Raw genomic sequence first — 13,823 nt, forward strand, 5'->3', positions numbered from 1 at the left:
TCCATGTACAACAAGCCCCACAAACGCATTGGTTTGTGCGCCGACTCGTCTGCGTGCGCGACCAAAAGTAGTCACTGGCGCAGCCTGATGCTGCTGCCCTGGTTGCTGGCGCCGTTGGAAAGCACCCTGGCCGCCATTCCGCCCGAATGGAAAAACACGGCCTACGCCTATGAGGCGCAGCACAAGCCCCTACGGGAAGTGCTGGAAGATTTCGCGCAAACCTTTGGCATTCAGCTACAGGTCGAAGGCCTGCTGGAAGACCTCGTCAATGGCAAGATACGCGCCAACACTCCCCAGTCATTGCTCGACAGGCTGGGCGTTGAGCACCGCTTCCAGTGGTACATGTACAACAACACCCTGTACATCAGCACACTGGACCAGCAAGAGTCGGCGCGACTGGAAGTCTCCTCCGAGACCCTCTCCGATCTCAAGCAAGCACTGACCGATATCGGCCTGCTCGATAGCCGCTTCGGCTGGGGCGAGCTGCCAGAAGACGGCGTGGTGCTGGTCTCGGGCCCCAAGCGCTATATCGAGCAGATCAAACAATTCAGCAGCCAGCGCCGCACACCGGATGAAAAACAGAGCGTACTGAGTTATCCGCTGAAGTTCGCCAACGCGACCGACCGCGTGGTGGATTATCGCGGTGAAAAACTGACCATCCCGGGCATCGCCACCATGCTGCGCGGGTTGCTGGAACCGCGCACGCCCTCCGCACTCTCAAGCGCGAGCCAGCCCCCCGGCGCCCAGTCGCAAAACGCCATGGTGACGCCGAACGTCCCCCGGCTGAGTAACCCGCTATTGGAGCAAATGCTCGGCACGTCAGCGAACAGCGGGGAGTTGGCGACCGGCGCATCGCTCACCCCGCGCGCCTCACGGGCAACCAGTCGCATCCGTGTCGAGGCCGACGTGCGTAACAACGCGGTACTGATTTACGACCTGCCGGAGCGCCAGGCGATGTACCGCGAGTTGATCACCCAACTCGACGTCGCGCGCAAACTGGTGGAGATCGACGCAATCATCCTTGATATCGAGCGCACGCAACTGAACGAATTCGGGGTCACCTGGGGCTTTCAAAACAGCCGTTTCCGTGGCGGCGCCAGCGTAGCGCCCGGCACCACCTCACAGTTGGCCATTGCCAACCGTGACAGTTTCATCGCCGCCGTACGCGCCTTGGAGGTCCGAGGCCTGGCAACCCTGGTCTCCAACCCCTCGGTACTCACCCTGGAAAACCAGCCGGCGGTCATCGACTTCAACCGCACGCGATTCCTGGAGGCGGGTACAGAGAACGCAACCATTTTGCCGGTCACCGTCGGTACCAGTTTTCAGGTAGTACCCCGGGTCATCACCAGCCGCGGCAGCCATCAGATTCACTTGGTGGTGGATATTGAAGACGGCAATTTCGATGAGTCCAACCCCTCGATCAAAGACCTCGATGTACGCCGAGGCAAGGTCAGCACCCAAGCGGTGATGGCGGAAAAACGCTCGTTGGTGGTCGGTGGGTTCCACGTCACGAACAACACAGACAAGCGCAGCAAGGTGCCACTGCTGGGAGATATCCCATTGCTGGGCAAGGCGTTGTTCTCCTCGACTGAGCGCCTGAATAATCGTCGCGAACGCCTGTTCATCCTGACCCCACGGGTCATCGGCGATCAGGCCGACCCTTCACGCTACTTGCCCCAAGAGGACCAGGCTGAATTGCAAGCCGCCCTCAAACCCTTGGCCCGCCGCCTTTCTCCCCACCAGCCAGAGATCAAGCGCAGCGAGATCACCGGTACCCTGGCGCGTCTCGTCAGCGGGCAAGTGCCTGATGGCTTCAAGGCAGGGCCGATGCCCCTGGGTTTGAACACCTTGTGCACCACTCGCGATGTGTTGGCACTCAACACTGAACGCAGCCAATGGTACGCCGGCCCACAATTCAACGTGGCGGTGGTGGTGCTGCGCAACCAGATCAAACGCAATGTGCGTATCGATGAAAATGAATGCAGCAACTCGCAGACCCTGGCGGTCAGTGTCTGGCCGCGCGCCTGGCTCAAACCGGGTGAGGAAGCCGAAGTATTCATCGCCATGCGTCCCGTCGTGAAGGATGAACACATTGGCGTGACCCGCCCTTCCCTCCTCACCCCAACCCAGAAGACTACGCCATGAAACACGGACTCTTGTACGCCACCCTGATCGGTGTGGCACTGCTCGTCGCCGGCTGTACGCCCACCTGCAAAGGCGATTCCTGCACACGCCCGCAATCGAGTGCTGACACGCTGGTGGTCTGGTGGCCGCCGCAGATGCGTGTGGCCCCTGGCCCGTCAGGCGAACGCGCGGATTATCAGACAGTGTCACTGGAACGATGAGTGCAATGGGGCTACCTGGCAATGACTTGAACCGCCAAGCGTTCCTGGACAGCCTGGAGAGCGGCGATGCCGCTCTCCTGCAGCTCTGCCCGGGAATCAAGCTGTGCACCCTGCAGGTCGGCGCACGCAAGGGGCTGAGCCTGCAAATAGCCGGCGAGGCGTTACAGGCCGGGCAGTTGCAACGCGTCCTGGAACGCCGCTTCGAACAGGCCATCGCGTTCGAGGGCTGCTTCGCTTATCTCGATGGCAAACGTGCCCTGGTGATCTGGCATGCCCTGCCTGCGCAACGCACGGCACTTGAGCCAACGCTCAGCCGGATGCTCTCGCTGGCCAACCTTGAAGCCTTGGACGGCGGCATGGCTCGCTGATCAGCGCTGTTCAAGCTCCGGCAACTCCAGGGTTTCACGCTTGGCGTCATCATCCAGCTCGCGCAGGGTCCGGTAGATAAGTGCCACGGCCTGTAACGTATCGCGAGGAATGCTCGCCCCCAGCTTTTTCTCATACAGCGTACGCGCCAACCACACACATTGGATGACCGGCACATCGGCGGCCTTGGCGCGGGCGATCAATTGTCGCGCCTCGGCATCGGTGCCCTTGTCCACCAACAGCGGCAGTGGGGTTTTACCGGGCCGGTAGTACAAGGCAACGGCAAAGTGCGTGGGGTTGATCACCAGCATGTCAGCCTCTTCGAGCTTGGGCAGCTTGACCTTCGGCTCCTCCTGAGCCAGTTGCTGTGCGAGCTGGCGCCGTTGGCCCTTGACGTGGGGGTCGCCCTCCATGTCCTTGTACTCCTTGACCACCTCAACCTGAGTCATGCGCATGCGCTGAGCAAAGAAATACTTCTGCAATGTCAGGTCAATCAGCGCCAGCACCAACAACAGGCCCAGGCACGCATGCAGCAAATGGCGAAACAGGGTGATAAGCGCCAGGATGTAACTTTGCAGGTCGCTGTTGGCGAGGTTGATCAATGCGTTCAATGACGGGCCGATCACCACGTACAGAATCAGGCCCAGCAGCACCGCCTTGACGATGCCCATCAACACATTCATCAGCGACTGCTTGGAGACCATTTGCTTGGCTTGTTTGAGCGGGTTGAGGCGATTGAAATCCAGCTTCAAGGTTTCCGGTGCAAACAGCAGCCCGAACTGCATCCAACTGCTGATCAACTTCACTGCAATCGCCACCCCGACCATCAACAGGGCGAACGAGAAGAACACCACCAGGGCGTCCAACAGCACTTCCTCCAGGGCGTGAACAAAAGGCTGGCCGATTCGTGACAGGGGCAACACCATCAGTTGCTGAAAGCGCTGCAGACTGGTTTCGGCCGTGAATAACGCGATTTCACTGATGGCGGTCAACACCAGCAATTTGCCGACATCCTGGCTTTGGGCGACCTGGCCTTTCTTGCGTTGGTCGCGCAGCTTTTTGGCACTGGCCGGGTGCTTTTTCTCGCCCGAATCGCTCATGGCGTCGGTACCTTGAACATCAAGCCCAGAGAGTGTTTGAGGTCGCCCAGCAGCACCATGCGCCCGACGATCAAGTCCTGCAGCAACGCAAAGTACAGGATCAAAATACCAATGCCCGCCAGGCATTTGACCGGTGGGGCCAGCGTACTCACTTGCAGCTGGGGGCTGTAAAGCCCAAGCAAAGCGATGCCGAATTCAAGCAACAGCAACACCGCGATAAAAGGCGCCGCGTAGAGCATCATGTGCGTGAAGGTATCGCCCAGCAGCGCGATAAAAGTACCGAACCCATTAGGCCCCACCACCGGAAACCAGGCGGTCGGCGGCCAGATCTGGTAGCTGTCCCAAATCACCTGGGTCAGCGCCCCCAGGCCCAGGGTGGCCATCAAAAGAAAAATCGCCAGCTCCTTGAACAGGTGGCCGATGGGCGTGGCGTCCGGGCCGAGCGAGGGATTCAACTGGCCACCGGCCAAGGCACCCCGCTGGTTATCCAACAGCGCCCCTACTGCCTCAAACATCCAGAACGGCATCGACAGCAACACGCCCAGCAAAAAACCCAGCATGGCCTCCTTGAGCACTAACCCGGTGAGCATCAGCGCCGAGTAGTCGCTACCCGCCAACGCTGCGTGGATGCCGGGTGCGGGGAGCAGCGCCATGACCATCACGATCGTGTGCCTGGGCATACCGCGTATGTGCTGAAAACAAAACGCCGCCACCAGGAACGCGCAGGGGTAAATACGCGCCATGCCAATCAGCAGGCTGGGCAGGAACTCAAGGTATAGCAACACAGGCAATGCCTCAGTTCAGCGCCGAGCGGGCGATCATGTCGAAAGTCAGGTTGATCAACTGGATCAATTCCACGCCAATCCAACGGCCCGTCACAGCCAGCGTGATACCCACCGCCACCAGTTTGATACCAAACGGCAACGTCTGGTCCTGAATCTGCATCAGGGCCTGCACCAGCGAGGTCAGTACACCAACGACCACCGCCACGATCAGCGGCGGAGCCGACAACACGACCACCAGCAGCATGCCCTGCTTGAACAGCACGATCGGTTCCATAGAGGGCTCAGAGGTAAGAAAGGAAAAGGCTGTCGAGCAACCGCGACCATCCGGAGACGAGCACAAACAACAGCAACTTGAGCGGCAGGGAAATGGTCATGGGCGAGACCATTTGCATGCCCAATGCCAGGAGCAGGTTGGAGACAATCAGGTCGATCACGATGAAGGGGATATAGATTAAAAACCCGAACTCGAACCCCGCCTGCAACTGCGACAGCACAAATGCCGGCACCAGCAGGATCAGGTCCTCGCGCAGGACTTCCTGCGCCATCTGCGCCGGCCACATGCGCGCGGTGTTTTCCAGCAAGTGCGTCAGCACATCCGGGTCAACGTTGCGCAGCATGAATGCCCGCAACGGCTTAATTGCTTCAAGCCCGGTCTGCTGGAGCGTCTGCACGTTGGTCAGGTTCAACGGCGTGACCTTGACGGCCTCGGCGATCTCGTACCCCACCGGTGCCATGATAAAAAGCGTCGCGGCCAACGCGATGCCGTTGATAGCCATGCTCGGCGGCACTTGCTGCACACCGATGGCATTGCGCGTAATCATCAGCACAATCACGATCTTCAAGAACGCCGTGCACACGATCAACAACATCGGCATCAACGACAATGCCGCAAGAAACAGCGCGAGAACGAGAGGGTCTACCCCCTGAAAGCTCATCGGGAAACCATCACTCGCGTTAATTGCAGACCGAGCCGCCCGTCCACTTCGACCAACTGCCCCTGGCCGATAGGCCGGTCGCCGTAATAGAGCCCGGCCATGCCCGGCGCATACCCGCCGAGCCCCAACACCGCGCCGGGAGCAAGATTGCGCAACTCGCCGAGGGTCAGGTTCAGCGTCCCGCAGCGCACGTTGAGGGCCATGCTCAATTCATCGAACGGCTCGTTGCCGAATACATCCGCTACCGGCGTATCGTCCTCCTGCCCAAGGTAGTGCTGCTGCGCTGCAAAATCCTCATCCACAAACATGTCCTCAATAGAAGTTAGGGTCAGGCACAGCGGCCCGGACTCATCATCAATACGCCCATGCAGGCGTTGCCTGCCGACCTGCACATAGCCGTCGCCCTGCGCTTGAAAAAAACTCTGCTCAAGCAACAACACGTCGCCCGCGCGCAGGCTGCTCACTTGCGTAATGGGCAACTGCAGGCGACCCAGTGGCACGGCAACCGTCACTTGAAACAACGCGGGTAGCGGCCGGGCGACAGGCTGCCAGGGCCCCGCTTCGCACAAGGCGAGAAAACTCTCGGGGGCCAGCCACAGATAACCCACGACCCTGGACGTGCCCAAGGTCACAGTGAGGCTGCAACCGAAGTCCGAAGGGTGCTCAGTCACCCGCAAGCGCAGGTAACCCAACAACCCGCGCACCTGAGTGCTGAGGTGGTGCTGGAACAGCTCCCAAAACCAGGAGTCCGGATCGTTGCCCGACTGCGCCAGCGTCACCGGGCACTCGCCCATCAGGCTGAACAACGGCCCGGGCTCTCCGAACGCCAGCACCCCGCAGGCTGTCTCGAAGCACAACGGCTGGATGCCCACCGGGGCAGGCCCGGGCTCAAGCAGCAGCTCACCGCTCTGCTCGGCAACCTGAAACGGCATACGCAAGCCATGCCCTATCCGACGCCGTGCAGCCACCGCGTCAGCCCTGACCGTAGGCAGGTTCAGCAACGACGCCATCATGCCGGGCCCACACTGGCCAGGCTCAAGCTCACCGGCACGCCCACGCTCTGTTCAAGACCTTCCTGAAAGCGTTGCCGTACGCCGCCAAGCCAGTGCGCGGTGGACGCTTCCTCCGCCGCCAGTTCAATGCTCCACGCGCCCGTCTCACGGCGCACAGTCGCGTTGATCCGCCCCAGGCGCGGCAAGTACAGGACCGCCACCAGCGGCCACTGCGAGGCGCCCAGCACACGCGGCGCCAATTGCTCGGTCAACGCTTCGATCATGGCCACCTGGGTGGAGGCCTTGTGCCCGGCCAGAGAAGCGCCGCCACCGCGCCTGTCACCACCATCGTCAAACAGCTGGGTAAACAGGCGAACGTGTTCCCACGGCACCGCGAGCGCATTGCCCTGTGCGAGGTCGTTGCGGGGTGCTCGCGGGCGCGGGCGTTTTGGCGGGCTGGTAGACACCTTGGTCATGTCGGCTCCTGAGCCAGCAAAATGGACAATTCCTGAAGTTTTTCGACTTGGCGCAGGCTTAAGGTGACCTGCTTCTGGGCACTGCCGATTTCAATTTCCTGCTGCTCCCGCTGGCCTTGCAGCTCATGCAATTGGCCTTCCTCGCGCCGGGTGCTGGCGGACAATGTCTGCTCCTGGGCACTCCAGGCTTTGAGCGCCTGAAAGGTCAACACTTGCCCTTGGTGTTCGCTGAGCATTTGCGCACTTTGCTCGGCCTCATCCAGCCGGGTTTGTTCAAGGGTGTCCTTTGCCTCGCGGATGTTCGCCAACAAGGCCTGCTGGGTTCTTTTGGCCTCACGCAGCGCGCGTTCGGCACGGTCTGCACGGTGCCTGCGCAAGCGTCGCAGGGTCTCTATTTCGCCAAGTATCGGGTCCGCAGGAGGCGACTCAGAATGGGACATACGCGGTCAGCTCCGTCAGTTGCTCAAGGGTCATCGCGACCGGCGTGGGCTCACGCAAGTCCTGACGCAAAAAACCATCGACTGCCTGGCGGCTGTCCACCGCCATATCGGTCAGTGCATCGCTGCCTGGCTGGTATTCACCCAACTTGAGCATCAGTTCGATCTGTTGATAAGCCGACAGCAGGCGCCGCAACGCCGTACCGGCCTGAATATGCCCAGGCTCTGCGACGTTGCTGAGTATTCGTGAAAGGCTGGCCAGCACATCGACCGCCGGATAATGGCCGCGCTCAGCCAGCTTGCGTGACAGCACGATATGCCCGTCCAGCAGCGAACGAACTTCGTCCGCCACCGGATCGCTCATCGAATCCTGCTCGATCAGCACCGTGTAGATCGCCGTGATCACGCCGTCACGGGTCAGCCCGGCGCGCTCGACCAGACGCGGCAGCAGGCTGTAGACCGACGGGGGCAAACCGCCACGGCCCAACGGCTCGCCCGCGGCCAAACCGATTTCGCGCTGGGCCCTGGCAAAACGCGTCAAGGAGTCAATCAACAGCAGCACCCGCTTGCCCTTGCGCCGAAAACTTTCGGCCAGCGCCGTCGCCGTAAAGGCGGCCCGGGCGCGCTCCATGCTGGAACGGTCGGACGTGGCGCAGACCAGCACCGCCTTGGCCCGTAGCGCGTCGTCCAACTCATGATCGAGAAACTCGCGCAGCTCGCGGCCCCGTTCGCCGATCAAACCGAACACAATCACATCGCAATCAACGTTGCGCGCGATTTCGGCCAACAAGGTCGTCTTGCCGCACCCCGCGCCCGCAAACAAACCGACGCGCTGGCCCTCGCCCAAGGTCAACAGCCCATCGATCGAGCGCACGCCGGTGGCCAACGCCCGGTTGATGCGTGGGCGCTCCGTGGGTAAAGGGGCCTCGCACAACACCGGGCTTGCGTCACCGCTGGCGATTTCGACAAACGCACTGGGCCCGTCGCCCGCAATCGGTCGGCCAAAACCATCCAGCACCTGGCCCAGCAAGTCATCACCGACGCGTACTCGGTGCGGCACGCCCAGACGCTCCACGCCGGCACCCACCCGCACGCCTTCGAGATTGCCCAGGGCACTGAGCACCGCATCCTGCTGATCAAAACCGATGATTTCGGCGAGCATGTCGTCACCCGGTGACTTCTCCACCCGGCACAAATCCCCGATGCGCGCCTCGGGCAACCGGCATTGCAACAGCATGCCGTTGACGCGTTGGATGCGGCCACGCTGGATGACGGGCGCAAAGCGCGTCAATGCCTGGGACTGACGCTGCTGCCAGGCTTCCAGACGCTCTTGCAGGTTATCGTTCACCAGCGCACCTCATAACGTTGTGGCCCATCGAAAACCACCTTGTTGTTATCGATAAGTACCAAGCGCAAACCGTCCACTTCGTCGCCCACAAAGAGGCGATCGCCTTGCTCCAGGACCACGTGGCCGTTCGGCCCGCCGACGATTTGAAGAATTTTGAAAGGCAGCGTCCCGTCGCTGACCCGCACACGACTCAACACCGGCACGGCGGTATCAAACTGCTCGCCAAACCGGCCGAGCATGCGTGCCACCAATTCCACGTCGTCCTGGGGGACTTCGCCGTCCAACACAATCTGGCCATTGATCACCAGCAAGCTGACCTTCGGGCCCAATTCGCGCTCGCCGAGCATTTTCAGCAGTTGCTGACGCACCTCGAAAGGCGAGGCCAGCTCACGCTTGTGCTCCAGCGCCGGCATCAATGACGCCTGCGCGTCGCGGTCTCCGGTGGAGGCGATACCGACCGCCACGAAGATGACGGCAAACACCAGCACCAGGCTGATCAAGTGCTTCTGCCGCGACGGTGAGAGGGAAGACAACGTCAGGGTCAACGGTGCCTCTGGATCGGGCGCCAAGGGCGCGGGCTGGGCGGCAGGCGCCTGGGGCCAGGGATGGTCGGCCGGGGTGACGCACAGACGAATGGCGCCAACCGAAAAAGGGGTACCGAGCGCCAGATTGGCGATCTGCGCCAGGATCAGGCCATCGGGCCCCTGAAGCAGCCCCGCCTCTGCCTGGACCGACCAGCACGAACCGATGTACCGCAACCGTGCGTGATGCTCGGCAATCCCGGCGTCGTTGAGCAACAGGTCGGCGTCGGCATGCGCACCGATACTCCATTGTTCACCGAACAAGGGCAGCGCGGCGCCCTGATGCAAACCATCCAATACACGCAGCTCGAACATCATCGTGCCCTTCCCGGCACCGGCAGCAATAACGTATTCATGCCAACGCCCCGCGCATCAACGCGTCCTGGGCAAGGTCGAAACGCCCCAGCACTTTTACCTTGGAGGTGCTGCCCAATTCGGCGAAGGACAGCACCGGCACATGGTTGAATTCTTCAAGCAACAGAGTGCGCAAGGGGCTGCGCAGATCCTGCGCCACCAGCATCACGCTTTTAGTCTTGGGTCGCAGGGTAAAGGCCTGGTTGAGCAAGCTGACCAGCGCCGCGCTGCTGTCATTGTCGAGCGCAAAAAACACTCCGGTCTGCGTCTGGCGCAACGCCTCACGCAGGATGTTCTCGGTCTGCGGCGCCAGCAGCCAGGCGTGCAAGCCGTCTGTCTCGCTGTACTGGTGAAAGATCTGCGACTTGAGCGCAATGCGCGCGTAATCGGCCAAGGCCTCCGGCTCACGCTCGTGCTGGCCATACTCGATCAACGATTCGACAATCAGCCGCACGGCGCGCAGCGGCACACCTTCGCTGGCCAGGCGCTGCAACACCGCCGAAAAGCGCGACAACGGCATGATGCGCTGCAGCTCCTGAACCAGCTCGGGTTGATTGCTTTCAAGCCAGCCGAGGATCGACTTGCTCTCCTGGATCCCGAGAAACTGCGGCCCGCTGAGCATCATCGATTGGGTCATGCGCTCAACGATCAAGCTCAAGGCGCTGAAGCGCTCAAGCTGCGGATCGTCGAGCAGCGGATGATCGGCGGCCAGCCACACCCAATCCTGTTCCTCACGCTCGGGCAGCCCCGGCACGCCGCTGTCCGGTTCGTCTTTCAAGGTCGAGCGCGCGACCGCCACTCGATGGCCTTGGGTGGCCTTGACCATCGGCACTTCATGCACGCAAAAACGCATTTCATCGTCGGCCAGGGAGGCGTCGAACTCGACCTCAAACGGCGGAAGGGTCAAGCCAATCCTGGCGACGATGCCGTTACGCGCTTTGCGAATCTCGTGCATGAGCTCTACCACCACGTCTGTGCCACGCAGCACGGGCGGAAACTGCAAGAGGTAGGGCCGCGAGGGATCAAACCCTCGCAAGTCCACAAACCCGTTCTCTTCCGGCGCCATCTCGACGGTGGCGCCGGCCTCTTCCTGTTCCTGGCGTTGACGCTGGCGCACCAGGTAAAAACCCAGGCAGCCGGTGATCAGCGCAATCAGGATGAACACCAGCGTGGGCATGCCGGGCAACGCCGCAAACGCGAGCATCCCGACCGAAGCGATCATCCAGCTCTTGGGTTCGCTGGTCATCTGGCGGGCAATTTCGGTGCCCATGTTGGTGATGCCCTTGCGTCCATCGGGTGCCACGCGGGTGATGATCATGCCGGCCGTCAACGAGATCAGCAGCGCGGGAATCTGCGCAATCAGACCGTCGCCGATGGTCAGCACCGAATACAAGGCGATGGAGTCGGCGGCGCTCATTCCGTGCTGGAACATGCCGGTGGAGAAGCCGCCCAGCAGGTTGATCAACACGATCACCAAGCCGGCGATGGCATCGCCCTTGACGAACTTCATGGCCCCGTCCATGGCCCCGAACAGCTGGCTCTCACGGGACAACTGGTCACGCTTGTCGCGCGCCTGCACGCCGTCGATCAAGCCTGCACGCAAGTCGCTGTCGATGGACATCTGTTTGCCGGGCATCGCGTCCAGGCTGAAGCGCGCCGCCACTTCGGCAACCCGCTCCGAACCCTTGGTAATCACCAGGAAGTTGACCAGGGTGAGGATCATGAAGATCACCAACCCTACCGCCAGGTTGCCGCCCACCACGAAATTGCCGAATGCCTCGACGATATCGCCAGCGTCCTGTTCCAGCAGGATCAGGCGCGTGGTCGCAATCGACAGCGCCAGGCGAAACATCGTGGTCAACAGCAGGATCGACGGAAACGAAGAAAACGCCAACGGCCCCGGCAGGTAGAGCGCCAGCACAATCAACAGGCAGGAAATGCAGATGTTGAGTGCGATGAGGATATCCACCAGCCAGGTGGGCAACGGCACGATAAAAATGAACACGATGGCCAACACCACCACCGCACCAAGGACTTCGGCACGTTGTGCAGCCTTGAGCATCCAGCGGTTGAGGGTCGCCAGGACGATCACGCCAATGTCCTCGGATCACTGCCAAGGCGCGCCTGGCCGTTCTCCAGGCGGGTGAACTCATCCATCACCAGCAAAAAGTTGTGCAGGCCCTCCTGGCGCCCCCGCGTGTCACGCCACAACGCCATGGGCAATGTTTTGAGCACCGGGTAGACCGCATTGAGCGAGGCCAATTGGCTGGCCGATTCGACGCCCGCCAACTCATCCGCCAGCCGCTGGACCTCGGATGGGGCGATGCCATTACCGGCGTACCCCAACAGACGCTGCAACAGGATAACGGCGTCGTGTTCAACCTTCAGACGCTGGATCAGCGTGCGACAACTGGACAACACGCCACCCAATTGACCGCAGCTTTGCAGGCCCAACAGCAGCGTGCGCAACTTGGCTGTCGGAAGGGACGAGGCACAGGCCGCAATATCATCTGCCAAGGCCCGGCGCATGATGTTGAGCCCGCCCGAAAACTGCTCACCGCCGTACAGGCCCAACAGCGCCTGCATCATGCTGGCCAGCGACTGGCGCACGACCACATTGGCGTAGTACAGCGCACGCACCGCCTGGCGCTCCTGCGGATCATCACTATTGGCCTGCAACGCCATCGCGATATTGAGGCCCGCCTGGATTTCCCGCTTGTAGCGAATTTCCAGCTTGGCCAGTGCATCACGTGCCAGCGCGGCTTCCGTCTTGCGCACCTCCGCTTCTGCCTGGGCCGTAATCTGCCGCAGCACCACATACGTACGCGCCGGGTCGCCCCCCGTGAGGTCCAACAACTTTTCCACACTCGGCTGCTGCTGCAAGTGCTGCCTGACTTGGCGAGTGATGGCTGCCAGGCTCGCCTGAGCGGGGTGCCCCAACTGATCATAGAGTTGCGCAAGCTGTTCGGTTGGGGTCACACGCACGCCCATCGCACGCTGGTTCAGTGCCTTGCTGGTGAGCGCCACTTCCTGGCTGAAAATGCTCGCGAGCTCGTCGATACCCGGTGCGGCGACTTGCGCTCGGACGTGGGCGGCCTTCTCAGGTGCAGGCTGTTCCAGGCTCTGGACTTTGTGCAGATCATGGTTGAATTCGACTTTCATGGGCGTGCCGGGACAGGAAGTTTGTGTCCCTATGTGGCAAGCCGGTGCCATACGGTTCCATCGAAATCCCTCCATCGCGGTTTTCTGAAAAAACCGGCACGAAGCGAGCAAGCCTTTTGCAAAAAACTGCGCAAAAACGCCTTATTTCAAAATATTTATATAATTAAATCAGCAAGTTGCATGATTTTTTCGCTTGGCACAGCCAGTGCTAAAGGGGTTCCCGTCGAAATTATTTCGATAGCGTCTACCCTGAGGAAAAAATCGTGAATATCCCTATTGAAGCTTTAGCGCAGCTCGTTGGCGGCTCGCCTCAATTCATGCTCGAACTGACGGACGACCAGCAGAAGAAACTCCGACGTTTTATCCATAAACGCGTACTCAACCCCGAAGATGCAGACGACATCCTGCAACTGACGTACCTGGAAGCCTGGCGTAACCGGGAGCGGTTCAGTGGCCAGGCCACCCTCAGCACCTGGATGTGCGGCATTGCGCAAAACCTGATCCGCAACCATTTTCGGCGCATGTATGCCAAACCGGTGCATTGCGAATTCGATGAGTCGCTGTGGCACGGCCAAGAGGAAAACAACAACCTGGATTGGGAATTCGAGGTCAACCGCCGGCTGGAGAAAACCCTGAGCGCCATCGACCACCTGCCGACAGAAATGCGCAGGACGTTGTACGCCTCGCTGGAAACCGACGGCAGCTATCAGGACACTGCCGACGTGTTGGACATCCCCATCGGCACCGTTCGCTCACGCCTGTCACGGGCGCGTGAACACCTCAAACGCGTCACGCACAACCCGCTGCACCCGTAAACAGCCCTGAGGGCAAGCGTTGGGCGGCAGGGATATCTGCCCAACCGACTTCAGACCTTTTGCGTACGTGACAACCAGACCACCAGCGGCCCGCGCCGCGCCGCAATGATCCCGCCAACATCAAGCC

15 protein-coding genes are annotated in these 13,823 nt (G+C 61.0%); 4 read left to right on the forward strand and 11 right to left on the reverse strand.

What is annotated here, in order from left to right; all coding sequences use genetic code 11:
• Nucleotides 1-3: 3 nt before the first annotated feature.
• Genes sctC through ACI77D_RS12075 form a run of 3 tightly spaced genes read left to right on the forward strand, consistent with a single transcriptional unit; the run spans nt 4 to nt 2,713 of the window.
• Nucleotides 4-2,145, forward strand: a complete 2,142-nt coding sequence (gene sctC, locus ACI77D_RS12065; RefSeq protein WP_407016617.1) for a type III secretion system outer membrane ring subunit SctC — start codon at nt 4-6, stop codon at nt 2,143-2,145.
• Nucleotides 2,142-2,345: an HrpT family type III secretion system protein gene (hrpT, locus tag ACI77D_RS12070; protein ID WP_064450593.1), complete on the forward strand. Its 204-nt coding sequence runs from the start codon at nt 2,142-2,144 to the stop codon at nt 2,343-2,345. The genes sctC and hrpT overlap by 4 nt, the downstream gene beginning before the upstream one ends.
• Nucleotides 2,342-2,713, forward strand: a complete 372-nt coding sequence (locus tag ACI77D_RS12075; RefSeq protein ID WP_407016619.1) for a transcriptional regulator — start codon at nt 2,342-2,344, stop codon at nt 2,711-2,713. Before hrpT ends, ACI77D_RS12075 begins: the two co-directional genes overlap by 4 nt.
• Here ACI77D_RS12075 and sctU read toward each other — a convergent pair whose 3' ends face one another.
• Genes sctU through sctW form a run of 11 tightly spaced genes read right to left on the reverse strand, consistent with a single transcriptional unit; the run spans nt 2,714 to nt 12,881 of the window.
• On the reverse strand, nt 2,714-3,811 hold the full coding sequence (gene sctU / locus ACI77D_RS12080) for a type III secretion system export apparatus subunit SctU (protein ID WP_064450591.1): 1,098 nt from the start codon (nt 3,809-3,811) through the stop codon (nt 2,714-2,716). It abuts the gene before it with no gap.
• Nucleotides 3,808-4,596, reverse strand: coding sequence for a type III secretion system export apparatus subunit SctT (sctT, locus tag ACI77D_RS12085; RefSeq protein ID WP_064450590.1), 789 nt, complete (start codon nt 4,594-4,596; stop codon nt 3,808-3,810). The genes sctU and sctT overlap by 4 nt, the downstream gene beginning before the upstream one ends.
• Nucleotides 4,597-4,606: 10 nt before the next feature.
• On the reverse strand, nt 4,607-4,870 hold the full coding sequence (gene sctS / locus ACI77D_RS12090; RefSeq protein ID WP_053254244.1) for a type III secretion system export apparatus subunit SctS: 264 nt from the start codon (nt 4,868-4,870) through the stop codon (nt 4,607-4,609).
• A gap of 7 nt (nt 4,871-4,877) precedes the next feature.
• Nucleotides 4,878-5,531 (reverse strand): type III secretion system export apparatus subunit SctR, encoded by a 654-nt coding sequence (gene sctR, locus ACI77D_RS12095; RefSeq protein WP_407016620.1) that lies wholly within the window; start codon nt 5,529-5,531, stop codon nt 4,878-4,880.
• Entirely contained in the window at nt 5,528-6,544 is a 1,017-nt protein-coding gene (locus ACI77D_RS12100) for a FliM/FliN family flagellar motor switch protein (RefSeq protein WP_407016621.1), read from the reverse strand. The genes sctR and ACI77D_RS12100 overlap by 4 nt, the downstream gene beginning before the upstream one ends.
• Nucleotides 6,541-6,999 (reverse strand): type III secretion system HrpP C-terminal domain-containing protein, encoded by a 459-nt coding sequence (locus ACI77D_RS12105; RefSeq protein WP_221293865.1) that lies wholly within the window; start codon nt 6,997-6,999, stop codon nt 6,541-6,543. Before ACI77D_RS12105 ends, ACI77D_RS12100 begins: the two co-directional genes overlap by 4 nt.
• Complete coding sequence (gene sctO / locus ACI77D_RS12110) at nt 6,996-7,439, reverse strand: type III secretion system stalk subunit SctO (RefSeq protein WP_259763087.1); 444 nt, start codon at nt 7,437-7,439, stop codon at nt 6,996-6,998. The genes ACI77D_RS12105 and sctO overlap by 4 nt, the downstream gene beginning before the upstream one ends.
• Complete coding sequence (locus tag ACI77D_RS12115; RefSeq protein WP_407016622.1) at nt 7,426-8,784, reverse strand: FliI/YscN family ATPase; 1,359 nt, start codon at nt 8,782-8,784, stop codon at nt 7,426-7,428. Before ACI77D_RS12115 ends, sctO begins: the two co-directional genes overlap by 14 nt.
• A complete protein-coding gene (locus ACI77D_RS12120) occupies nt 8,781-9,680 on the reverse strand; it encodes an FHA domain-containing protein (protein ID WP_407016641.1) in 900 nt (299 codons plus the stop codon). The genes ACI77D_RS12115 and ACI77D_RS12120 overlap by 4 nt, the downstream gene beginning before the upstream one ends.
• Nucleotides 9,681-9,717: 37 nt before the next feature.
• Nucleotides 9,718-11,781, reverse strand: a complete 2,064-nt coding sequence (gene sctV / locus ACI77D_RS12125) for a type III secretion system export apparatus subunit SctV (RefSeq protein ID WP_259746787.1) — start codon at nt 11,779-11,781, stop codon at nt 9,718-9,720.
• 26 nt (nt 11,782-11,807) lie between these two features.
• Nucleotides 11,808-12,881: a type III secretion system gatekeeper subunit SctW gene (sctW, locus tag ACI77D_RS12130; protein ID WP_407016623.1), complete on the reverse strand. Its 1,074-nt coding sequence runs from the start codon at nt 12,879-12,881 to the stop codon at nt 11,808-11,810.
• 263 nt (nt 12,882-13,144) lie between these two features.
• On the opposite strand from sctW, the gene ACI77D_RS12135 reads away from it, so the two are divergent.
• Nucleotides 13,145-13,696 carry an RNA polymerase sigma factor gene (locus ACI77D_RS12135; RefSeq protein ID WP_064450581.1) on the forward strand — a complete coding sequence of 184 codons (552 nt, stop codon included), beginning with the start codon at nt 13,145-13,147 and terminating at the stop codon, nt 13,694-13,696.
• Nucleotides 13,697-13,823: the final 127 nt, after the last annotated feature.

Source organism: Pseudomonas sp. O39, from assembly GCF_045447295.1.
GTDB lineage: Bacteria > Pseudomonadota > Gammaproteobacteria > Pseudomonadales > Pseudomonadaceae > Aquipseudomonas > Aquipseudomonas antarctica_A.

Excerpts from the sequence above, each read along its gene's own strand:
- ACI77D_RS12105 (WP_221293865.1), bottom strand. The coding sequence starts at position 6,999 with ATGACCAAGGTGTCTACCAGCCCGCCAAAACGCCCGCGCCCGCGAGCA.
- sctU (WP_064450591.1), bottom strand. The coding sequence starts at position 3,811 with ATGAGCGATTCGGGCGAGAAAAAGCACCCGGCCAGTGCCAAAAAGCTG.
- ACI77D_RS12075 (WP_407016619.1), top strand. The coding sequence starts at position 2,342 with ATGAGTGCAATGGGGCTACCTGGCAATGACTTGAACCGCCAAGCGTTC.
- sctV (WP_259746787.1), bottom strand. The coding sequence starts at position 11,781 with ATGCTCAAGGCTGCACAACGTGCCGAAGTCCTTGGTGCGGTGGTGGTG.
- hrpT (WP_064450593.1), top strand. The coding sequence starts at position 2,142 with ATGAAACACGGACTCTTGTACGCCACCCTGATCGGTGTGGCACTGCTC.
- sctR (WP_407016620.1), bottom strand. The coding sequence starts at position 5,531 with ATGAGCTTTCAGGGGGTAGACCCTCTCGTTCTCGCGCTGTTTCTTGCG.
- ACI77D_RS12120 (WP_407016641.1), bottom strand. The coding sequence starts at position 9,680 with ATGTTCGAGCTGCGTGTATTGGATGGTTTGCATCAGGGCGCCGCGCTG.
- sctC (WP_407016617.1), top strand. The coding sequence starts at position 4 with ATGTACAACAAGCCCCACAAACGCATTGGTTTGTGCGCCGACTCGTCT.
- sctO (WP_259763087.1), bottom strand. The coding sequence starts at position 7,439 with ATGTCCCATTCTGAGTCGCCTCCTGCGGACCCGATACTTGGCGAAATA.
- sctS (WP_053254244.1), bottom strand. The coding sequence starts at position 4,870 with ATGGAACCGATCGTGCTGTTCAAGCAGGGCATGCTGCTGGTGGTCGTG.
- ACI77D_RS12100 (WP_407016621.1), bottom strand. The coding sequence starts at position 6,544 with ATGATGGCGTCGTTGCTGAACCTGCCTACGGTCAGGGCTGACGCGGTG.
- sctW (WP_407016623.1), bottom strand. The coding sequence starts at position 12,881 with ATGAAAGTCGAATTCAACCATGATCTGCACAAAGTCCAGAGCCTGGAA.